Raw genomic sequence first — 21540 nt, 5'->3', positions numbered from 1 at the left:
TAGCCATGCCCGTCGTCAAGATCAATGCCATCGCCGCTCCGCCGCAGGCGCACGAGGAGTTGGAGCGCCGGTTCGCCGCCCGCGCCGACTCGATGAACGACACCCCCGGGTTCCTCGGCTTCCAACTTCTCCGCCCGGTGCGGGGCGAGGAGCGCTTCTTCGTCGTCACCCACTGGGTCGACGACGCGTCCTTCGAGGCCTGGCGAGGCGACCCGGGTCAGGGTGGGGCGGCCGCCGCCCACGCCGGAGCCGACGGGGAGCGACCGCCACCGGTGTCCTCCGGCGCTGAGCTGTTGGAGTTCGAGGTCGTGCTGGATACGACCCACCGGCACTGAGCCCCGGTTGAGCGCTAGTTGACCCGTTAGTTGACCTGGCGCTCCAGGTTCTCCCAGTACGGCGCCCGCAGCTTGAACTTCTGCAGCTTCCCGGTCGCCGTGCGGGCCAGTTCGTCGCGGAACTCCACCGACGTAGGCGCCTTGTAGCTCGCCGCTTTGTCCTTGCACCAGGCGATCAGCTCCGGCTCGGTGGTCTGTTCACCGTCGACCAGCACGACGAGGGCCTTGATGGTCTCGCCCCACTTCTCGCTGGGGACCCCGATCACGGCCACCTCGGCGACCGCCGGGTGGGAGAAGAGAACGTCCTCGACCTCGACCGAGGAGACATTCTCTCCGCCGGTGATGATGACGTCCTTCCTGCGGTCCGAGATGGTCAGGTAGCCGTCGTCTCCCACGAATCCGCCGTCGCCGGTATGGAACCACCCATCGCGCAGAGCCGTGGCCGACTCCTCGGGCTGATTCCAGTAACCCTCCAGAACTACGTTCGAGCGGACCATGACCTCCCCGCCCGGGTCCTCGCCCTCGGGCTCGGAGATGGCGACGCTGACCCCGATCGCGGGGGCGCCAGCACGGATCAACTTGGTCGCACGCTCCTCGGCCGGCAGATCGTCCCACTCCGCACGGGTCCGGTTGACCGTCAGCAGGGGCGAGGTCTCGGTGAGGCCATAGATCTGGATGAACTCCCAACCCAACTCCTCCTCGACCCGCATCACCGTCTTGGTCGGTGGTGGGGCGCCGGCCATGATGATCCGCACCTTGTCCCGCCCCGGGATCTCGCCCTCCCAATCGGCGGCGGCCTCCAGAACGGCGGCGGCGACGGCGGGTGCCGCGCACATCACGGTGACCCCGTGCTTCTCCACTCGGCGCAGGATCTCGGCGCCGTCGATCTTGCGGATCACGACCTGGGAGACTCCCATTCCGGTCATGGCGAAGGGCATCCCCCAGCCGTTGCAGTGGAACATGGGCAGCGTGTGCAGGTAGACGTCGCGATCGGTGACTCCAGCGTGGAGGGCGAACGTGACCGCGTTGGTCCAGATACTGCGATGCGTGATCTGCACCCCCTTCGGGCGCGCCGTCGTACCCGAGGTGTAGTTGATCGTGGCCGTCGCGTTCTCGTCGTGCTCCCAGGGTCGCGGTTCGGCTCCCTCGGGGGCGTACAGGTCCTCATCGCGACCGATCACGTAGCGAAACTCGGCGGGGACCTCACGCAGTGCGTCCTCGAGTTCGGGGTCGATCAACAGGACGCGTGCCCCTGAGTGCTCGACGATGTACTTCACCTCGTCCGGGCGCAGTCGGAAGTTGATCGGGACCAGCACCCTGCCCCACCCGGTGACCCCGAAGAAGGCTGTGAACAGGCGCGAGCTGTTGTGGCTCACGACCGCCACCCGGTCGCCCACCTCGAGTCCCAGCTCGTCCAGCTTCGCGGCCTGTCGACGCGCCAGTGCGGCGACCTCGCGGTAGGTCAGATCACCCTGTGAGGGTGCCGGCTGTTCCGGCTCGTCGGTCACGCCGATGCGATCCGGGTAGACCTGCTCGGCACGATCGATGAAGTCAGAGCTGCTGAACGGAACGAACATGGGGCCTCCGCGGTCTTGTTTCCCAGGGGTCTGGCGAGGTGATGTGCGCCACTGTAGTAGCCGCAGGCACGGGCCTTGCACGCAGATCACCCGGTCCCGCTGGAGGCGGAACCGGGTGCTGGGTGGTGCGGGTGGTTCTGAGCAGATCCTAAGTCGGCCAGACCGACATGGTGACCTCGCCGCCGACGATCTCGACGGTCATCTTCACCTCGTCCGAGCCCTTGTCCATCAGCTCGTAGCGGCCCTCGAGCAGTTCGGGGAACACCAGGGAGGGGATCTCTCCCCCGCTAGGCATCGGGCGACGTACGACGGCCACGTGCGGCCTGTAGCCGTCCTCGAAACCGAGCCCGTGTCCATGACCATGACCATGACCATGCCCGTGGGCCGCATCGTGGTCGTGGTCGTGCACCGGAGACTTGAGAGCCACGCCCTCGGGCTGGATCTCGACCTCGGACCCGATCGTGGATTCGGGCATCTTCACCACGAGCGCTCCGATGTCACCCCCGATGTCGAGGGTGACGGATCCCTGACCGGCGTGCGGGTTCTCCGGTGAGTCCGGCCCTCGACTCGGGGGTGAGGTGTTCATCGGGTGATCAGTTGCTCTCTTCGGGGTTCTTCGTGGGCGGAATGATCTCCAGTCCACTGCTGGGCAGACCCATGTAGGGGAAGGAGCCCAGGAACGGCGAGTCGGTGTACGACGTGCCGTCGGTCAGTGCCCCTGCGGCGTCGTCCGGGGTGTAGCTGGGGTCCACCAGCGGGATGGTCGCCCCGGCGATGGCCCTCAACTCGATCGCGGTCACGTCGTCGCCGAGACGGCGCCCGTTGGGGAAGCCAGCGAGGTCTCCACCCAGGATGCCGAACTCACTCTGGTCCTCCGGCTGCTTGGGCGGAACCGCCACGTTGAGCCTCAGGACGTCCATCGGGCGAGGCCCGGTGTAGTTCTGGAATCCGGGGACGATGCCCGACGGGATGCCGGTCATCAGGATTGCGTGCAGGTCCGCACGGTCCTTGTTGTAGGCCTCCAAGTTCGGGAACACGCCCGGGTAGAGGAAGGGCAGCAACTTGCCGAGTTCGGGGCGGTAGACGTACTTCTCGAACTTCCGGTCGAAGCGGGGCTGACGGCCGTTCCAGTTGTCCTTCAGCCCCATCGGGGTGACGACCTCGTTGAACAGCGGGTTGCCCAGACGGTTGACCTGGACCCACGGTCCGCGGCCGACGTACTGGCCACGGTTGCGGTCCCACATGCGGGACTTCTTCCGGCTCGAGGTGGCCCACACGCCGATGACCGCGTTGCGGTCCTCGACGTTCTTGGGACGCGAACGGTTCTTGGTCAGCTGGGTGATCGGGATCTGGATCGCGATCGAGTGCACGTTGAACGTCTGCGTGGCGTTGCGGGGGCTCATGTCGGGCATGCTGATCAGGTGCGCTCCGCCGAAGGGCCGTAGGGCCCCGAGATCGAAGATGCTGCCGAGGTCGACGTGGAAGGCGTCGGCACGCTGGCCGGCGAAGACCTGACGTCCTCCGTTGATCTTGTGGTAGCCACCCTGGGCGACCGCGCTGTAGTCCGGCAGGCTGCGGGCGCCGACGTTGCACGGCGGGCAGGGCAGGTTGCTGGCAATCTTGCGACGCTTGCCGTTGCGGACCGTGAAGACGTCGTAGTACTGCGGACGGTTCCAGTTCGGGCTGCGGATCTCCTTGATCTGGCCGGTGTTGTAGAGGAAGGACTCCGGGTTGCGAACCCGGGTCTTGAACTCGAACTGGTAGGTCACATCCTCCTTGCCGTCACCGTCGTTGTCGATCTTGATCTCGTAGCGCACGTCGTCGCCGAACTCGTAGAAGTTCGGGCCGCCGTCGGGCTTCTGGAGCGGGATGAAGTTGGCGATCAGGGTGACGGTGTCGGGCTTGTCAGGGCTGACGAACGCGTACACGTCGGTGCTGTCCGCGACCGGGTCCTTGCTGACCTCGGGTGCTTCTCTGTGGGACGACACTTCACTTGCCTCCTGCTGCGTTGAGGATCCGGATGACAAGGTCGCGATCGCGAACGACGACCTCTTCGTCGCCGAACATGATCGAGAGGGAGTCCGATCGCGGGTCCTCGACGAGGACGACGACCGGCTCCTTGGCCGACTTGACGGTCGGTACGGCGGCGGATGCTGCGCCCCCGGCGGCGGTGATGGCTACCGTGCCGGCGGCTGCTCCGGCCCCGGCCACGGCGAGAAACTTCCTTCTGCTGGGATCACTCATGTCTCAGTAGCCTCCAAAAGGCATCAGCAGCGACCTCCGAGCGAGGCGCTACGTGAGATTCGCTACTGATCGGCTACCGGATTGGTCCCAGAGCAATTTTTCTCACGCAGGTTTTTCCGCCACGATCCGCCAGTTCAGATCGGCGATCTTGGCCCGCTCGGCCAGCGTCCAGGCCTCGCCACCTCGCTGCAGCAGGTCCAACGACTCCTCGATCCACGGCGGAGCGATCCGGACCTTCTCCAGACCCCGGATGACCTTGCGACCGTTCAGGATCAGATCACGCTTCTGGTTGCACAACGGCCAGGCCTCGCTCTTGGACGGAGCGGACAGCTTGATCTCGAAGCCGGCCCGCTCGAGGGCCGCGCAGACATCGGCGGGATACATCGACTGGGTGGCGGCCAGCGTCGGCAAGAAAAGCTTGTGCAGGGCAACGTGCTCCTCGTTCTCCCAGTCGAAGAACGGGGTGAGGAGGTACTCCGAGCAGGCGTAACGGGCGCCGGGCTTCAGCACGCGGAACATCTCCTCCGCGTGAGCGTCCAACTCCTCCTTCTTGAAGAAGGGCCAGACGGCCTGGAAGGAGAAGCATCCGTCGAAACTCTCCGACTCATAGGCCAGCGGATCGTGGTGGTTCCCGACCTTGAAGTGCAACCGGTCGGACATGTCGCACTTGTCGGCCCAGGCGATCGCGTTCTCGATCTGGTTCGGGTCGATGTTGTAACCCGAGACCTCTCCCCCGGTCATCGTGGCGAAGTGGTGGGCGATCCGCCCCCGACCACACCCCATGTCCAGCAGATGGGAGTCGGTCGGGTCGCTCAGGTTCAACTCCGGCAGCAACGCCTTTTCGGTGAGGATCTGGTTGTCGTAAAGACCCTTGTCCTCGTCCAGCATCGGCGGGATGTACAGCTTCTCCAGGTCGAAGACGGAGAGCATGTTGTTCAGGATCTTGTAGTAGTCCGCGACCGCTTGGGTCTCGTCGGCGGTGTCGGTCTCCTCGCCGGCCTGCATGCGCTGGAAGAACTTGTAGGCGTCGATCCCCGCCTTCTTGTCTTCCTTGGACAGGGTGGCCAGACGGACCAGTCCGGTCCCTGCGGTCTTGGCTCGGTACAGATCCAACATGTGCCACTCCAGTCGTCGACGGGCTGACGTACATCAGTCAGTTGACAACGTAGTCCTCATCCACGAATCAGTCACTCTATTCAACGAAAGACTTTCATTCGCCCACGAAGTTCGCCAAATGGCTCTTCGAGGTGCGCCGAATGGCCCTTCGAGGACCTGAATGGGGCCATTTGGCGAACTTCGTGGTGGATGGTGGGCGCAGAGGGGATCGAACCCCCGACCACCTCGTTGTAAGCGAGGGGCTCTACCGCTGAGCTATACGCCCGTGCTCGAAGCGGGGACAGACTACCGAAGGTCAGACCGGCTCTCACACCACGGTCCCGACAAGACTACCGAAATAAGATTGAGCCGCTGACGTCTCGGGTCGTCAGCGGCTCAACAAGAAGAAGACTACCGGGTGACCCCACATCGCGTGCGACAACGGCCCACATCGTGGAAAAAACCCTCAGTGGTCTAGGCCACCGCGTTCAGTTGGCGCAGGTGTTCGTCGAGATCACGGCCGTCGGGCATCGCGTTGTGCACGGCCCATCGGATGATGCCCTCCCGGTCCACGACGTACGACGAACGCTGCGGGGCGCCGCTGAACTCGTCGAACACCTCATAGGCCTTGGAGACCGCTCCGTGGGGCCAGAAGTCCGAAACGAGGGGGAAGTTCAGTCCGTCGGCGTCGGCGAAGGCCCGCAACGCGTAGACCGGGTCGCACGACAACGCGATCACCTCGCTGTCGAAGGTCATGAACTCGGCGAGCCGGTCGCGGATGGCCCCCATCTCACCGGTGCACACACCGGAGAACGCGAAGGGGTAGAACACCAGAGCCACCGCCTTCTTGCCGCGGTATGCCGACAGCGTGATGTCCTGGCCGAACTGGTCGCGCAGGGTGAAGTCCGGGGCGGGCGCCCCCAGAGCCAACCCCGTCATTCGTCGTCGTCCTGGGTCAACTCACGCTTGAGGACCTTGCCGGTTGTGTTGCGGGGCAACTCGTCGAGGAACACGATCTCGCGAGGCACCTTGTAGCGCGCCAGGTTGTCCTTGACCCAGGCCTTGAGGTCGTCCTCGCTGCACCCGTCGTCGTTGCGTACGACAAAGGCACGCAACCGCTTGCCGAAGTTCTCGTCCTCCACTCCGATGGCGGCCACCTCGACCACAGCGGAGTGCTCGGAGAGACAGTCCTCGATCTCCTTAGGGAAGACGTTCTCTCCCCCGGACACGATCATCTCGTCATCCCGGCCCTCGACGTACAGGCGTCCGTCCTCACCGATCCGACCCACGTCACCCGAGGACATGAGTCCGTCGACGATGTCCTTGTGGCCGCCACCGGTGTAGCCCTCGAAGAGCAGACTGTTGCCGACGAAGATCCGCCCCGACTCCCCGTGGGGCACCTCGGCACCGTCCTCGTCGAGGATCTTCACCACGGCACCCGCCGGTGGGCGACCAGCGGTCTGGGGAGAGGCCCGCAGGTCATCGGGGGTGGCGATGGCCCCGTAGGCCACCTCGGTCGAGCCGTAGGTGCTGTAGAGGTTGTCCGAGAACGTGTCCATCCAGGTGGCCGCCAGACCTCCGGGCAGTGCCGAGCCGGAGGAAGTCACCACGCGCAGTGACGAGACGTCATGGGCCTTCAAGCTGTCCTCGGGCAGAGCCAGGATCCGCTGCAGCATGACGGGGATGACCACCATCACCTCGCAGCGGTGCTCGGCCACGACCTCCAGTGCCTCCTCGGGGTCGAAGCGTCGTCGAAGCACCGCCGTCGAACCCAACAACATGCCCAACGCCAGGTGCGCGAAGCCCCAGGTGTGGAAGAGCGGTGCGGCGATGTAGGCCTTGTCGCCGGCCCGCAGCGGAACGCGTTCGAGCAGCGCGACAGCAGCGTCGATTCCGGCTTCGTTGCGCGGGGCCCCCTTGGGCGTCCCGGTGGTGCCGGAGGTGAGTATGACGATCCGCGAGTGACGACGCGGAGGCTTGAGGTCCTTCTCGTCCTTGCCCTTGACCAGCGACTCGATGGTCGGCCCGTCGACCGGCCCGTCGGTCCAGGCCAGGACCCGGTGCTCGGTCTCGGCCTTCGTGAGCATGTCGGTGAACTCGTCGTCGTGAATGACGACCGAGGGCTTCTCACGCTCGAGGACCTCGACGAGCTGTCGGCCGGCGAAGGCGGTGTTGAGGTACAAGAGGTCGGCACCGAGTTTGCCAGCCGCGACGGTTGTCTCCACGAAGTACCGGTGGTTGCGGCACATCACCGCGACGCTGTCGCCCTCCGCGACGCCGAGTTCGGCGAGCGCACGGGCCAGGGCGTTGCTTCGGTGGTGCAACTCACCGAAGGTGACCGAACCGATCTCGTCGATGATGCCGACCCGGTCGGGGAACCGCGCCGCGAGAGAGGCGAAGCCCCCTGCGGGGCCGGTCCCCCACCGGAGCACGGCGAGTCCAACTCGAGCTAGGACCAAGGGTGACATCGGGCGAACCACGCCGGATCGGATGAGCACCTTCGCGCTCAATCCGAGCATCGAGGCTCGGGCAAGGACCTGTTGGATCACGAAACTGCTCTCTGTCGATGATCGGGCGCCGGGGGTACGCCGCCGACGCTGCCTCAGGCCGGAGTCTTGGGGGCGACCAGACGGGTGGCCGCCCAATCGGGGCTCACCAGGGCCGTGGTGGTCGTCGCGAGTCCTGCGATGGGAGCGGCCTCGGCCACGGCTGCCGCGTCGACGGCATTCGGTCGCCCGATCTTGGGAGTCAGCAACCAGATGGACCCGCCACCGACCAGGTCGGCCAAGGAATCCACGAGGCCATCGATGAGGTCGCCGTCGTCCTGACGCCACCACAAGATGACGGCGTCGACCACGTTGCCGTACTCGCCGTCGACCAGGTCCGCGTCGATCGCGTTCTCGATCGCGACGCGTAGATCGTCGTCGGCGTCGTTGTCCCAGCCCAGCTCCTGGACGACCATGCCGGTCGTCAGACCCAGCCTCTCGGCTGGTCCGTTGGCCTCGCCTTCGGCCGAGCCTGTCTGGGTGGTTCCGCCACCCGAGGTCGAGCTCACTGATGCCTCCGCTTCCTCGTCGAACATAGTTATGCAGTCGAAGGGTAGTCCAGCGGAGATGTTCCGGCGACGCAACCCGTGTCAGGGGGCGAAACGAAAGCGTTACCGGTCGCGGGCCTCGGCAGTCCTGACGGTCGAGTCCACCCGCGGTGGGACTACTCGCGGGTAGATTCTCTGCGCCGCCGTTGCATGCAACGATAGAGCGGTGACCGACGACACAACGGAGAACCCGAACAGTTCAGGCACCCGCACCAGCGCTACCGCGCCGGTCATCCACGAAGGGATGCCGACACAGCTGCCCGACATCGACCCCGACGAGACCACCGACTGGATGGCATCGTTCGACGCACTGGTGAAGGAGCGGGGCCGCGACCGTGCCCGCTACATCATGCTGCGACTTCTCGAGCGTGCCCGAGAGAAGCAGGTCGGCGTGCCCGCCCTGCGAAGCACCGACTACATCAACACCATCCCGCCCGAGCGTGAACCCTGGTTCCCCGGGGACTACGAGGCCGAGCAGCGCATCCGCGCCTACATCCGCTGGAACGCCGCCGTCATGGTGTCGAGCGCGAACCGCAAGGGCCTCGAGGTCGGTGGCCATATCGCGACGTACCAGTCCTCGGCCAGCCTCTACGAGGTCGGCTTCAACCACTTCTTCCGGGGCAAGGAGTATGAAGGCGGTGGCGACCAGATCTTCATCCAGGGCCACGGATCCCCCGGGATCTACGCTCGCGCCTACCTCGAGGGCCGGCTCAGCGAAGAGCAGCTCTACCGCTTCCGTCAGGAGGTGCAGCACGGACCCGGAATGGGTCTCCCCTCCTACCCTCACCCGAGGTTGATGCCGGACTTCTGGGAGTTCCCCACGGTGTCGATGGGCCTGACGGGTATCAACTCGATCTACCAGGCGCGCTTCAACCGCTACCTGCACAACCGTGGCATCAAGGACACCAGCCAGCAGAACACCTGGGCCTTCCTCGGTGACGGCGAGATGGCCGAGGTCGAGTCCCTCGGCGCAATCGGCGTGGCTGCCCGGGAGGAACTCGACAACCTCACCTGGGTGGTCAACTGCAACCTGCAGCAGCTCGACGGACCGGTCCGCGGCAACGGCAAGATCATCCAGGAGTTGGAGTCGTACTTCCGCGGGGCCGGATGGAACGTCATCAAGGTCGTGTGGGGTCAGGGCTGGGACGCCCTGCTCGCGAGCGATGTCGACGGGGCCCTGGTCAACAGGATGAACACCACCCCCGACGGCGCGTTCCAGACCTACTCCGTCGAGGACGGCGCGTACATCCGAGACAACTTCTTCGGTGGCGACCAACGCCTGCGCAAGATGGTCGAGCACATGAGCGACCAGCAGATCCAGAAACTTCCCCGTGGTGGTCACGACTATCGCAAGGTGTACGCCGCCTTCGACGCCGCGCAGAAGCACGTCGGTCAGCCCACGGTCATCTTGGCCAAGACCGTCAAGGGATGGACGATCGATTCCCTGGAGGGCAAGAACGCCACCCACCAGATGAAGAAGTTGACTCAGCCGGATCTGAAGAAGTTCCGCGACCGTCTGCACCTGCCCATCTCCGATCGGGATCTCGAACGCTCCTACGAGGAGACCGGGACCGCACCGTTCTTCCACCCCGGCAAGGACTCGGACGAAATCGCCTACATGATGGAGCGCCGCTCCGCGCTCGGTGGGCCGGTCCCCAAGCGACGGGTGCAGGCCAAGGCGCTGAAGTTGCCCGAGGACAAGGTCTACGCATCCCTGAAGAAGGGGTCGACCAAGCACCCCATCGCCACGACCATGGCCGTGGTCCGACTCATGCGCGACTGGATGAAGGATCCCGAGATCGGTCAGCGCATCGTGCCGATCGCGCCTGACGAGTACCGCACGTTCGGCATGGACTCGATGTTCCCGAGCGCCAAGATCTACAACCCCGGCGGCCAGACCTACGAATCGGTCGACCGTGACTTGTTGTTGGCCTACAAGGAGTCCGCGCAGGGGCAGATGCTGCACGAGGGCATCTCGGAGGCTGGCGCAATGGCCTCGGCGACCGCCGCGGGGTCGGCGTACTCCACCCACGGCGAGCCGATGATTCCGTTCTACATCTTCTACTCGATGTTCGGTTTCCAGCGGACCGGAGACTCGATCTGGGCCATGGCCGACCAGTTGGCGCGCGGCTTCCTCATCGGGGCCACCGCCGGCCGGACGACCCTGACCGGTGAAGGCCTCCAGCACGCAGACGGTCACTCACCGCTGATCGCGGCCACGAACCCCGCTGTGGTCCACTACGACCCGGCCTTCGCCTACGAGGTCAGCCACATCATGCAGTCGGGCCTCGAGCGGATGTACGGCTCCACGGAGCAGTCTCCCGACGGCGAGAACGTGATCTTCTACATCACCGTCTACAACGAGCCCGTCGCCCAGCCGGCCGAGCCCGAGGGCGTCGACGCCGCCGGGATCCTCAAGGGCATGCACCAGATCACCACGGCCGCCGATGGCGACCAACCCCGGGTGCAACTACTCGCTTCGGGAGTTGCCTTCCCGTGGATCGAGAAGGCGTCCCGGATCCTGGCCGACGACTGGGGCGTCCGCTGCGACACGTGGTCGGTGACGTCGTGGAACGAACTGGCTCGCGACGGCGCCGCGGCCCACGAGTGGAACCTACTGAACCCGGGCGAGGAGCCCAAAGACTCCTATGTCGGGGAGACCCTCTCCGACGCCAACGGTCCCGTCATCGCGGTCTCGGACTACATGTGTGCGGTGCCGTTACAGATCGCGCGCTGGGTTCCGGGCGACTACCGGGTCCTGGGCACCGACGGCTTCGGTTTCGCCGACACGCGCCCCGCGGCACGACGGTTCTTCCACGTCGACGCCGAGTCCGTGGTCGTCCAGGCGCTTCAGGCGCTGGCCGATGCCGGGCAGATCGATCGCGAGCAGGTCATCAAGGCCTTCGAGCAGTACCGCATCGACGACCCCACCGCGGTGGCGGACGTCGCTCAGGAGGGCGGCGACGCCTGATCGTGAGTGGCGCCTGGGCGCCGGGGTGCTGTGTGGCCCTGGCGCTCAGGCGGTGTTGTCGTCGACCACGGTCAACCGACCCATCGGGTTGACCGGTCCCACCCGACCCTCGCTCAGCATCGTGCGCCACTTTGCGCGTGAGTAGACCGACGGCTGGGTCGTGCGGATCCACTCGTGGACGATCTTGGCGAAACGTTGCGGGTGATCCTTGTGCGGGAAGTGGCCCGCGTTCGGGATGACTTCCACCCGCGCCTTGGGCGCCAGCGCTGCTGCGTTGGTGGCGTGACGAACCGGGATGACCTGGTCGTCGCGTCCCCACACCACGGCGATCGGCATCTCCTCGGTGAGGTAGGCCCGGTCGGCCATGGTGACGATCTGACCGCGCCAGTCGATGACCGCACGGACGACGTGTCGGATGGCGGCACGAGCTTGCGGGTCACGGAACGTGTCGTAGATGTCGGCGACCTCGGCCAGATCCCGGGTGGACTTCCACCCGGTGCGGGACAGGGCCCGTAGGCCGGCCATCCCGAGGTGCCGGATGCCCGGGGTGGTGAGGGCGCCCATCGCCTGGTGGTAGCCGGGGGTGGTGATGGCTCGCAGGGCCGGGTTGACCTCGGGTCCCAGGCCACCCGAACTGACGAGCATCATCCGTTCGGTGCGCTCGGGGAACTGGTAGGCGAACTGCATGGCCACTCCCCCACCGAAGCTGTGACCCACCACGGTGACCTTGTCGATGTCGAGCAGGGTCAGCAGATCGCGCATCCCGTTGGCGTAGCCGCCGACGCTGTAGTCGGCCCGTGGCTTGGCCGACTGGCCGTGGCCCAACATGTCGGGGGCGATGACGGTGTAGCGCTTGGCCAGTTGGTCGATCACCGGCAGCCAGGTGGTGTGGTCACACCCCAGTCCGTGCAGCAGGAGCAACGCGGGACCCGATCCTGCACGGATGAAGGCGCGGCGGTGTCCGTGGATGGTGATGTGCTGGACTTCATGCTGAATCTCGGACACGGGGGGCTCCTTTGCTTTCGGCAGTTGCACGAGTCAACCAGACGCGAGCCGCCCGCGAGGACAGGACGGCCGAAAATCACCCTTTCGGCTTATTTCATGGGGGTCCTGGTCCTAGTCACGACCCCCCAAACGCGTGTGCTCAAGCCCCGCGTCGACCGGCCAGGCGCTGTTCGTGATGCGCATCACGTCGCCTAGAGTCAGCGTGTGGCCTCCACCCCGACTTCACCGCCGGCGCACGACCATCTTCGAGCCGTCAAGGCTCTGACCCGCGCCAGTGGGGCGATGAGCACGGCCATCACAGCGCGTATGGAGACGGACCTCGCCTGGTTCAGCGATCTGGGGGCGGAGAACCGTTCCTGGGTGGGGTTGATCGCCTCGGCCGGAATCGGCAACTTCATCGACTGGTACGCCGCCGTACCCAGCCCCTCGACCTCCACCGGCACCGATCACACCGATCAGGCCATCGCTTCGGTCGTCTTCGGTGCAGCACCTCGGCGACTAGCCGGCGTCATCACCCTGCAGCAGACCGTGGACCTGGTTCGACTGACCATCGAGGCGGTGGAAGACAATCTGGACGAGTACCTCGACGCCGCTGACGTCTCGGCCGTGCGCGGAGCGGTGCTGCGGTACGGACGGGAGGTGGCCTTCGCCACCGCGGAGATCTATGCCCGCGCAGCTGAAGTCCGAGGCGCCTGGGATGCCCGTCTCGAAGCCCTCGTCGTGGATTCCGTCCTGCGTGGGGAAACGGACACTGACGTCCTGTCCCGGGCCAACGCGGTGGGATGGCACGCATTGACCGGGGTGGTGGTGCTGCTCGGTTCGGCGGGCAGCGCCAAACGCGAGGCCGATCTGGTCGACGACGTACGTCACACCGCGGAGGAGCGCGGCCTCGACGCCCTGTGCGCCGTCCAGGGCGACCGACTCGTGGTCATCCTCGGGGGCGTCGACGACCCGCTCGCCGACGCGACCGCCATGGTCGAACTCTTCAGTTCGGGGCCGGTGGTCATCGGGCCCATGGTCGAAGATCTCACCGAGGCCAACACATCGGCTCGCGACGCCCTCGCCGCCTACCTCGCGGCCGCAGGATGGGCCGAGGCCCCCCGACTGGTTCTGAGCGCGGATCTGATGCCCGAACGCGTCCTCACCGGAGACGCAGCCGCCCGTCGATCCCTGATCCGTGACGTCTATCTGCCCATCGCAGGGTCCCGCCAGGAAACGATCGCGACACTGAGCGCCTACCTGGAGTCCGGCTCCTCGTTGGAGGCCACGGCACGCGCCCTGTTCGTCCACCCGAACACTGTTCGCTATCGCCTGCGAACAGTCGAGGAGCTGACTGGCCTGACCCCGACGAACCCCCGCGAGGCCCTCACGTTGCGGCTGGCCCTGATCCTCGGGCGCCTCGAAGGGGCCGCCACCGAGAAGGACTTGTAGGAACCCTCCAAGAATGCGCGACGTAAATGGTGCCTACCGCGTTCGACCTACGGCGCTCGGAGCAGGCACAGTGATCGTGTGCTGATCATCGTTGCCCCCGGACAAGGGGCCCAGACCCCAGGTTTTCTGGCTCCCTGGATCGAGGACGACGTGCCAGCGGCCCGCTTGGACTGGCTCTCCGCCGTCGCCGGGATCGATCTGGCGTACGCCGGCACGTCCGGGGACGCCGACTACATCCGCGACACCAGCATCGCCCAACCGCTCCTGGTTGCCGCCGGCCTCCTCGCCTTCTCGGAGCTGTTCCCGGACCCGTCTGACGCCTTCGGTCGCGTAGGCGCAGTCGCCGGCCACAGTGTCGGAGAGTTGACCGCGGCCGTCGCGGCGGGCGTGATGACCGCCGAGCAGGCCTTGGTCCTGGTCCGCGAACGAGGTCGCTCGATGGCCACGGCCGCGGCCGCGACACCCACCGGCATGACGGCCGTCCTGGGCGGCGACCGAGACGAGGTGTTGGCCGCCCTGGACCGTCACGGTCTCACCCCGGCGAACGACAACGGCCCCGGCCAGGTCGTCGCAGCCGGCACGATGAGCCAGCTCGAGGCTTTCGCTGCCGACTCACCGGCGAAGGCCCGTGTGCGCCCCCTCCCGGTCGCGGGCGCCTTCCATACCGAGCACATGGCGCCAGCAGTCGACCACGTGGCGGCGCTGGCCCGTTCGGTGTCGGTGCACGAGCCCCGCATCCCGGTGATCTCGAACCGCGAGGGAAATATTCTCAGGAACGGCCAGGACGTTCTCGGACGCATCGTCACGCAGATCGCCCAACCGGTGCGCTGGGACCTGTGCCTGAAGACCATGACCGATCTCGGCGTCACCGGGATCCTCGAGTTGCCGCCCGCAGGAACCCTCAGTGGCATCGCCAAGCGTGCGCTGCCCGGTGTGGAGACCTTCGCGCTGAAGACGCCCGATCAACTCGATGCGGCCCGATCCTTCTGCGACACCCACGGTGGGCAGTCGGTCGTCGACGGTATGGAGGACGCCTCGTGATCGCCAACGACCGCGGTGCCGAGCACGCCGCTCTGCTCGGTGTCGGCTCCTACCGTCCCACCCGCGTGGTTCCGAACGCCGAGATCGTCGACGCCATCGACTCGACCGACGAGTGGATTCAACAACGCTCCGGCATCAAGACTCGTGGCGTCGCCAGCGACGAGGAAACAGTGCAGTTCATGTCCGTCGCGAGTTCGCGGATCGCCATCGAGCGAGCCGGTCTCACCGCGTCCGACATCGACTGCGTGGTCGTCGCGACCGTCAGCCACCTGCTGCAGACCCCCTCGATCGCCACCGCTATCGCGCACGAACTCGGCACCGACCAGGCAGCGGCCTTCGACATCTCCGCGGCCTGCGCCGGTTTCTGCCACGGAGTGTCGATGGCCAGCGACTTCGTCCGCGCCGGCAGCGCCCGCCATGTCCTGGTCATCGGCGTCGAGCGGCTCTCCGACATCACCGACCCCACCGATCGGGGCACGGCCTTCATCTTCGCCGACGGCGCCGGCGCCGTCGTGGTGGGTCCTTCGGAGACCAACGGCATCGGTCCGGTGGTGTGGGGTTCCGATGGTGAGCAGTACGACCTCATCCGACAACGCGAGGACTGGCGCGACGTCCTGGTCGCCGATGAGCCGATCATGCCGCACCTGACCATGCAGGGCGCCGCAGTGTTCCGCTGGGCCGCCTTCACCATGGCGAAGGTCGGCCTCGACGCGATCGAGCGAGCCGGACTCACCGTGGACGACCTGGACTGCTTCGTCCCCCACCAGGCGAACCTGCGCATCGTCGAACTGCTCGCGAAGACCATGAAACTTCCCGACCGCGTGCGTATCGCCCGCGATGTCGTCGACCAGGCCAACACCTCGGCCGCGTCGGTCCCCCTCGCCCTTGATCGCATGATCGCCGAGGGCGAGGCCAAGAGCGGAGATACTGCTCTCCTGATCGCGTTCGGTGCGGGACTGGCGTACGCCGCCCAAGTCGTTACCGTTCCCTGAACGCGGCACTCACCGAGTGCCGCATAGCGTTAACCGAAGAACCCACAAGAGCACCTACCGAAAGGACAGCACCATGACTGCCAGCACCGAAGAGATCCGTTCCGACCTTGCCGACATCGTCAACGAGGTCGCCGGAGTCGACCAGGCCGACGTTCAGCTCGACAAGGCGTTCGTCGACGACCTCGATGTCGACTCCCTGTCCATGGTCGAGGTCGTTGTCGCGGCCGAGGAGAAGTTCGGCGTCACCATCCCCGACGAAGCGGTCAAGGACCTGCGCACCGTGGGCGACGCCGTCCGCTACATCGAGAACGCCTCGGCCTGAGCTTGACTACGCAGAGCAACGATCGCATGCGCATCGTCGTCACCGGACTCGGCACGACCAGCCCGCTGGGAGGTGACGTCGCCACCACCTGGGCCGGTATGACCGAAGGCCGCTCCGGCGTCCGCCGCCTCACCGAGGAGTGGGCCGAAGGCCTCAGCGTCCGCATCGCTGCACCCGCCGCCGTCGAACCCACCGACGTGCTGGATCGGGTCCGCGCCCGTCGCCTCGACCGCTCCGCCCAACTGGCGCTCGTGGCTGCCATGGAAGCGTGGGCGGACGCCGGCCTACGCCCGGCCCAAGGGCCTGACGCCGAGGGACCCAACGATCTCGCGGAGGTGGACGGGGACCGGGTGGGCGTCGCCATGGCCTCGGGTATCGGAGGAGTCAACACGCTCCTGTCGAACTACGACATCCTGCGCGAGAAGGGTCCGCGACGGGTCTCACCCCTCGCCGTACCCATGTTGATGCCCAACGCGCCGGCCGCCAACCTGAGCCTGTACGTCGGAGCCCGGGGACCGGTCTGTACGCCCGTCTCGGCCTGCGCATCGGGGAACGAAGCCATCTCGCTGGCCATCGACCAGCTTCGTCTGGGGCGGGTCGACGTGATGCTCGCCGGCGGCACAGAGGCGGCCATTCACCCCCTGCCCATGGCGGCCTTCGCCAACATGATGGCGTTGTCGAAGAACGAGTCCGATCCGACCACCGTGTCGCGTCCTTGGGACCTGGCCCGCGACGGATTCGTCCTGGGTGAAGGTGCGGGGGTGCTGGTCCTGGAGACCGCTGAGCACGCCGCGGCCCGCGGTGCCCACGTCTACGCCGAGGTCCTCGGCGCAGGGGTCACCGCTGACGCCCACGACATCGCGCAACCCGATCCGGCAGGACGAGGTGGGGCCCGGGCGATCCGCCGGGCGCTTCAGGAGGCCGGGATCGAGCCTTCCGACATCGCCCACGTCAACGCGCACGCCACCTCCACTCCGAAGGGCGACATCGCCGAAGGTCTGATGCTTCACGCGACCCTCGGCGCTCACGCCGACCGCGTGGTCGTCACCAGCACCAAGTCGATGACCGGACACCTACTGGGGGGCGCTGGCGCGGTCGAGGCCGTCGCCACCGTCATGGCCCTTCACCACCGTCTGGTCCCTCCGACGATCAACCTGGACGACAAGGATCCGGCGGTCGATCTGGACATCGCGACGGCTCCCCGAGAACTTCCCGCGGGAGACATCGCCGCTCTGAACAACTCCTTCGGCTTCGGCGGCGCCAACGTCGCCGTCGCATTCGGTAGCGCCTGATCACCGAAAGCTGAAGGAACCACCTCGGGCGGTCATCATCGTGGCTCCGGCCGAGCCTTGCCCTGCCAATCGCTACCCTGCCGATCCCTGCTCTACCGATCGAAAATGACCACATAGTGCGGCATCACCTCATCGGTGGTCGCGCGTTGTTACGGTAGAGACGCTGATCACATCAGCACAAGGGAGACTCATGTTGCGCAAGGCAGTAGCAGGCTCGGCCGTGAGCCTGATGATGGCGGGTGGCCTGCTGGCCGCGACCCCGGTGACGACCGCTCAGGCGGCACCCAACTATGCCGACTGGGGCTTCGCGAAGTCGAAGAACCACGTCCTCAAACGGGGCTGCCACAAGTACACCTACCGCTACAAGATCGATCCCCCGAAACCCTATGACTCCGCGGCAGCGGAGATCTTCCTGGTAGGCCCCAAGGGGGGCAAACTGGCGAGCGCAGCAAAGTATTCTGGGGTCAACTCATTGACCGGCAGGGCCAAGTTCAAGCTCTGCAAGCCCTCGGTCATCTTCGGGAAACACAAGCTGAAGATGAAGGTCACCTACAAGGTCGGCTTCCAGACGTTCGCACGAAGGGTCCGTCCCACGACGTTCCGTTTCGTTCGTCCCAGTAACTGATCGATTCCCAGCAGGACGGGTCACACCACCTGGTGGAGCCAGCGGACCGGCGCGCCCTCACCGGCGTGCCGGAAGGTCTCCAGCTCATCATCCCAGGGCTTGCCCAGAAGTCGGTCGATCTCCAGGAGAAGCGTGGTCTCACCCAGAGCCGCTTTGACAACGGCCGCCTTCAGGCGGTCCTCGGGGATCATGATGTCGCCGTGCGGGCCGGTGACAGCGTGAAAGACGCCCAACTCCGGGGTATAGGAGAAGCGGGTTCCCTCAGAGACATGGGAGGGCCCCTCGGTGGACTCGAACCGGACGTGGTTCCACCCACGCAGAGCAGAGGTGATGCTCGCCGCGGCGCCGACGTCACCGGCCCAGCAGAGTTCGGCTCGGTAGGTGCCAGCCTGGGCCGACTGAGGCGTCCAGTCGAGGCTTACGGCCGCGCCAAGGACGCCGGCCACTGCCCACTCGATGTGTGGGCACAACGCGGACGGCGCGGAGTGGACGTAGAGAACGCCCGTTGTCTGTGTAGTCACTATGACTCCCATCCCGTTGGCCGGTTCCCGCCGGCCACCACCGGCGCGAGATGCGCCTTCCCCAGCGGCCTCGTCGTGATGGTGAGAAAAAAGTCGAATGACTCTGATGTAGTTAGACGCTCATTGTGTCCCATGGAGCCCGTGAGCGCCACCCCTGGGCCTCAATTCAGCCGGCGGACTGCCGCAACTCCAGGGACAGCAAGGTCGAGATGACCTCCTCCGCGATTCCTAGTCCCCCGAGGTGGCTCTCTCCATCGATGATCTTCATCGTTGCGCTGGGGATCAGGTCCACCATGTGCTGTCCATGAGCGAACGGCACGATGTGGTCGCAGTCCCCGTGCCACCACCGGACCGGCACAGTGATGTCCCTCGGAGAGAACCCCCAGTCCCGGGTGAAGAGCACCAAGTCGCTGAGGGGCGCCGAGGTCTGGAAACGACTGCCGTTCAGGAGATCGTCGAGGAACATCGCCTTGAACTCGGGTCGGGACAGCAGGTTCTTGTCCCCCGCCGGCTGCACCGCGGCGTACAGGTCCAGTCCCGGTCCGGCAACGGGCTTGGCCAGTCGGATAGCGCGGTTGAGCACGAACGCGAGGGGGATGCGCCCGAATCCCAGAAGAGGGGCCAACCGGACGGCGAGCTGGATCGCTCCCCCGCTAGTGGCGTCGGGACCAACGGTGGGCGCGACACCGCCGAGAACCCCGACGCTACGGATACGGTCAGGCAACGCGAATCCGGCGGCCAACGCGTAGGGTCCCCCACCCGACAGCCCGATGATCCTGGCCTCATCGATACCCAGGGCATCGAGAAGGAGCGACAGGTCCTCGGTCCAGTCGACGATGCTCTCGTAGAGGTGAGCAGTGGACGATCCGATCCCGGGCCGGTCGATCCCGATGATCCGAAGGTTGTTCTCCTGTGCGTACACCCGGGCCTCGAGCGGGATCTGCCGCCGCGCACCGGGAGTGCCGTGCATCCACACGATGGCGTCACCCCGAGCGGAGCCGTACTCGGCGAAGCTCAGACGACGCTCGTCGCGCACCGCCACGGTGCCCTCGAGGGCTGGTCGTTTCACACTGCTCATCCGCGAATGATGCCAGCCCAGCCGACTGCTGCGAGGGCGATCTCAGACATCGCAGCCCTCGCGCCACTAGAGTACGCCGCATGGCACCTGTGGACGCGTCCCCCGATGCGCCCCCGGACGAGCCCCGACACCCGCCCCGCAACATGCGGCGCGACCCACGACTCGTTGCAGCGGCCCTTGCGACCACGGGATTACTCGTCGTGGGTATTGGCGCGTGGTACGTCAACAACCCCACCCCGCTACCGGTGGCGCCGAACACCATCCAGGCCATCACCCCGGTGAACCAGCCGGTCTACGTCGGGGTCTTTGCTCCCAGCGCGGCCTTCGGGAGAACGCTGACGCTGTCCGGTATCAAGGTGAGCACCACCAGCAACACCGAGATCTCGGTGGTGCCACTGCTGTGTAGAGGCGGAACCCTGGGCGTGACCAGCGATCCGACCCAGTTCTGTGACGGGCTGGTCAACCCCGAGGGCGAACGCTTCGGTCCGGGCGACGACATCGTCCTGGAAATCACCGGCGACCGCTCGGCGGTTGCCGTTATCGACCGAATCCGCGTCGGCTTTCGCGAGGGCCTCAGGTGGGGCACCGAAGAGGCCGGCGCTCCGGTCGTGGTTCGGGTGCTGGACCGCTGACCGGTGAGGGACCGGTCCTCAGGGCAGTCGCTTCTCCAGCGTCTCCGCGCGCTCAGCAGCGTCGGTGAGTTCCTCGGCGTCGATGGCGTGGGTTCGGTGGAACCAGGCCATCGCATCCTGCTCTCGTCCTGCGGTCTCGAGCAGGTCGGCGTAGGTGTAGCGCAGTCGCACCACCCAGGCCTGACGCGCCTTGCTGTTGATGGGCGCCAGTTCGAGGGTGCGCAAAGCTGCGTCCATCTGTCCCATGTCCTTGCGAGCTCCAGCCTCGACGATCGTCATCTCGGCCTTGGCTTCCGGGGCGAAGTTCTCCACCGACGGGCTTTTCGACAGCTTCAACGCCTGCTGGGGGTTGCCCAGCGCCCGGTGGCAGTCCGCCATGATCGGAAGGTATGCCGTGGCACCGTTCATCCGCTTCGCTGCGCGGAGCTCGGCCAGTGCCTCGGCGTAGTGACCAGCAGCGTAGGCCGCTTCCCCGGTGGCCTCACGCACAACCGCCAGCCGTGACGCGCGAGCGCGGGCGGCCAGGGTGTGCCGATAGGCGGTCTCGGGATCCTCATCGATGAGCTGACCCGCAGCGGCCAGGTGCCGCGCGACGCGCGAGGCCAACTTCTCGGGCAAACCCTTCAACTGCGCGGCAACGGCACGGTCCAACTCCCCGCCCGTGATGCTCTCGGGCAGTTCGGGACCGTCGTAGATCTCCTGCTCCGCCGTGCGAGGCGCCTGCTTGTCGACCGGTCGCTTCCAATCAGTGTTGCGAGCAGGACGCGCGGGCGCACCCTTGCCCCCACCAGTCGGACGGGATCCGCGGCTCGACGAACCGCGTTCTCCACCAGCACCTGATCGGCTGCTCGGGCCTCCCGACCGGCCGTTCGACGCACTTGACCGGCCCTTCGAGCCGCCTGAGCGATCGTTACGGGACCTGTCCCCACGATTTTGCTCGGCCATGATTCTCCTTCGTAAATGGGTAAGAGGGCCGCCGGGTTGTGGCCCGGTGGCCCTCTTACTTTAAGTGTTGTCCGGCGGCGTCCTACTCTCCCACAGCCTCGCGGTTGCAGTACCATCGGCGCTGGCAGGCTTAACTTCCGGGTTCGGGATGGGACCGGGTGTTTCCCTGCCGCTATGGCCGCCGTAACTCTATGACCCCTAAGTCTCTACCGCTCTGTGGAACAACACTCCTGTGAGGGGGTGGGTTTCACATCGGTAGAGGGGGGTGGTCTCTATTTGTGTGTGTCGTGGACGCGTTGCGGCATATGTACTGTTTGCCATCATGTAGCCATGTGTGTTC

21 protein-coding genes, 1 tRNA gene and 1 rRNA gene are annotated in these 21540 nt (G+C 66.1%); 9 read left to right on the top strand and 14 right to left on the bottom strand.

The genetic code is table 11. From position 1 onward, the window contains the following. The first annotated feature begins 5 nt into the window (after positions 1–5). Positions 6–335, top strand: a complete 330-nt coding sequence (locus ACYVLV_RS10725) for an antibiotic biosynthesis monooxygenase family protein (protein ID WP_460809830.1) — start codon at positions 6–8, stop codon at positions 333–335. Positions 336–361: 26 nt separating this feature from the next. Here the strand turns inward: ACYVLV_RS10725 and ACYVLV_RS10720 are convergent, their stop codons facing one another. The 9 genes from ACYVLV_RS10720 to ACYVLV_RS10680 form a co-directional block, all read right to left on the bottom strand. After that, complete coding sequence (locus ACYVLV_RS10720; RefSeq protein WP_460809829.1) at positions 362–1912, bottom strand: AMP-binding protein; 1551 nt, start codon at positions 1910–1912, stop codon at positions 362–364. 148 nt (positions 1913–2060) lie between these two features. Then, entirely contained in the window at positions 2061–2498 is a 438-nt protein-coding gene (locus ACYVLV_RS10715; RefSeq protein WP_460809827.1) for a hypothetical protein, read from the bottom strand. Between the two features lie 7 nt (positions 2499–2505). Beyond that, the gene (locus ACYVLV_RS10710; RefSeq protein ID WP_460809826.1) at positions 2506–3900 is read right to left on the bottom strand and encodes a DUF4331 domain-containing protein; all 1395 of its coding nucleotides are present in this window, start codon (positions 3898–3900) and stop codon (positions 2506–2508) included. Position 3901: 1 nt separating this feature from the next. Beyond that, a complete protein-coding gene (locus ACYVLV_RS10705) occupies positions 3902–4156 on the bottom strand; it encodes a hypothetical protein (protein ID WP_460809825.1) in 255 nt (84 codons plus the stop codon). A 102-nt stretch (positions 4157–4258) separates the two neighbouring features. Then, positions 4259–5272: a class I SAM-dependent methyltransferase gene (locus ACYVLV_RS10700; protein WP_460809822.1), complete on the bottom strand. Its 1014-nt coding sequence runs from the start codon at positions 5270–5272 to the stop codon at positions 4259–4261. A 190-nt stretch (positions 5273–5462) separates the two neighbouring features. After that, a tRNA-Val gene (locus tag ACYVLV_RS10695) sits at positions 5463–5537 on the bottom strand. Positions 5538–5725: 188 nt separating this feature from the next. Then, positions 5726–6190, bottom strand: a complete 465-nt coding sequence (locus ACYVLV_RS10690) for a peroxiredoxin (protein ID WP_460809820.1) — start codon at positions 6188–6190, stop codon at positions 5726–5728. Continuing rightward, complete coding sequence (locus ACYVLV_RS10685) at positions 6187–7800, bottom strand: AMP-binding protein (RefSeq protein ID WP_460809818.1); 1614 nt, start codon at positions 7798–7800, stop codon at positions 6187–6189. Before ACYVLV_RS10685 ends, ACYVLV_RS10690 begins: the two co-directional genes overlap by 4 nt. Before the next feature lie 53 nt (positions 7801–7853). Continuing rightward, on the bottom strand, positions 7854–8333 hold the full coding sequence (locus ACYVLV_RS10680; RefSeq protein ID WP_460809817.1) for a DUF3052 domain-containing protein: 480 nt from the start codon (positions 8331–8333) through the stop codon (positions 7854–7856). Between the two features lie 256 nt (positions 8334–8589). Here ACYVLV_RS10680 and aceE point away from each other — a divergent pair, with 256 nt between their 5' ends. Beyond that, the gene (gene aceE / locus ACYVLV_RS10675; RefSeq protein ID WP_460810236.1) at positions 8590–11316 is read left to right on the top strand and encodes a pyruvate dehydrogenase (acetyl-transferring), homodimeric type; all 2727 of its coding nucleotides are present in this window, start codon (positions 8590–8592) and stop codon (positions 11314–11316) included. 45 nt (positions 11317–11361) lie between these two features. Here aceE and ACYVLV_RS10670 read toward each other — a convergent pair whose 3' ends face one another. Then, on the bottom strand, positions 11362–12321 hold the full coding sequence (locus ACYVLV_RS10670) for an alpha/beta fold hydrolase (protein WP_460809816.1): 960 nt from the start codon (positions 12319–12321) through the stop codon (positions 11362–11364). Between the two features lie 204 nt (positions 12322–12525). Between ACYVLV_RS10670 and ACYVLV_RS10665 the strand changes: the two genes are divergently transcribed. The 6 genes from ACYVLV_RS10665 to ACYVLV_RS10640 all read left to right on the top strand — a co-directional run bounded on the left by ACYVLV_RS10665 (position 12526) and on the right by ACYVLV_RS10640 (position 18024). Beyond that, the gene (locus ACYVLV_RS10665) at positions 12526–13752 is read left to right on the top strand and encodes a PucR family transcriptional regulator (protein ID WP_460809814.1); all 1227 of its coding nucleotides are present in this window, start codon (positions 12526–12528) and stop codon (positions 13750–13752) included. 78 nt (positions 13753–13830) lie between these two features. Beyond that, positions 13831–14793, top strand: coding sequence for an ACP S-malonyltransferase (locus tag ACYVLV_RS10660; RefSeq protein ID WP_460809812.1), 963 nt, complete (start codon positions 13831–13833; stop codon positions 14791–14793). After that, a complete protein-coding gene (locus ACYVLV_RS10655) occupies positions 14790–15785 on the top strand; it encodes a beta-ketoacyl-ACP synthase III (protein ID WP_460809811.1) in 996 nt (331 codons plus the stop codon). Before ACYVLV_RS10660 ends, ACYVLV_RS10655 begins: the two co-directional genes overlap by 4 nt. A 73-nt stretch (positions 15786–15858) precedes the next feature. Continuing rightward, positions 15859–16107 carry an acyl carrier protein gene (locus ACYVLV_RS10650; RefSeq protein ID WP_460809809.1) on the top strand — a complete coding sequence of 83 codons (249 nt, stop codon included), beginning with the start codon at positions 15859–15861 and terminating at the stop codon, positions 16105–16107. A gap of 26 nt (positions 16108–16133) precedes the next feature. Further along, a complete protein-coding gene (locus ACYVLV_RS10645; RefSeq protein ID WP_460809807.1) occupies positions 16134–17399 on the top strand; it encodes a beta-ketoacyl-[acyl-carrier-protein] synthase family protein in 1266 nt (421 codons plus the stop codon). Between the two features lie 220 nt (positions 17400–17619). Further along, positions 17620–18024: a hypothetical protein gene (locus ACYVLV_RS10640; protein ID WP_460809806.1), complete on the top strand. Its 405-nt coding sequence runs from the start codon at positions 17620–17622 to the stop codon at positions 18022–18024. A gap of 20 nt (positions 18025–18044) precedes the next feature. Here the strand turns inward: ACYVLV_RS10640 and ACYVLV_RS10635 are convergent, their stop codons facing one another. Next, positions 18045–18545, bottom strand: coding sequence for a DUF3145 domain-containing protein (locus ACYVLV_RS10635; RefSeq protein ID WP_460809804.1), 501 nt, complete (start codon positions 18543–18545; stop codon positions 18045–18047). A 166-nt stretch (positions 18546–18711) separates the two neighbouring features. Then, entirely contained in the window at positions 18712–19623 is a 912-nt protein-coding gene (locus tag ACYVLV_RS10630) for an alpha/beta fold hydrolase (RefSeq protein ID WP_460809803.1), read from the bottom strand. 80 nt (positions 19624–19703) lie between these two features. Here ACYVLV_RS10630 and ACYVLV_RS10625 point away from each other — a divergent pair, with 80 nt between their 5' ends. Further along, positions 19704–20255, top strand: coding sequence for a hypothetical protein (locus ACYVLV_RS10625; protein ID WP_460809801.1), 552 nt, complete (start codon positions 19704–19706; stop codon positions 20253–20255). An 18-nt stretch (positions 20256–20273) separates the two neighbouring features. Here ACYVLV_RS10625 and ACYVLV_RS10620 read toward each other — a convergent pair whose 3' ends face one another. Both ACYVLV_RS10620 and rrf read right to left on the bottom strand, forming a co-directional pair. Then, entirely contained in the window at positions 20274–20906 is a 633-nt protein-coding gene (locus ACYVLV_RS10620) for a hypothetical protein (RefSeq protein ID WP_460809798.1), read from the bottom strand. A 363-nt stretch (positions 20907–21269) separates the two neighbouring features. After that, positions 21270–21386: ribosomal RNA gene (rrf, locus tag ACYVLV_RS10615) — 5S ribosomal RNA — on the bottom strand. Positions 21387–21540: the final 154 nt, after the last annotated feature.

This window comes from Nocardioides salsibiostraticola (assembly GCF_054783655.1).
The sequence above is the reverse complement of the archived record's forward strand: the minus strand, read 5'-3'. Positions and strand labels throughout refer to the sequence as shown.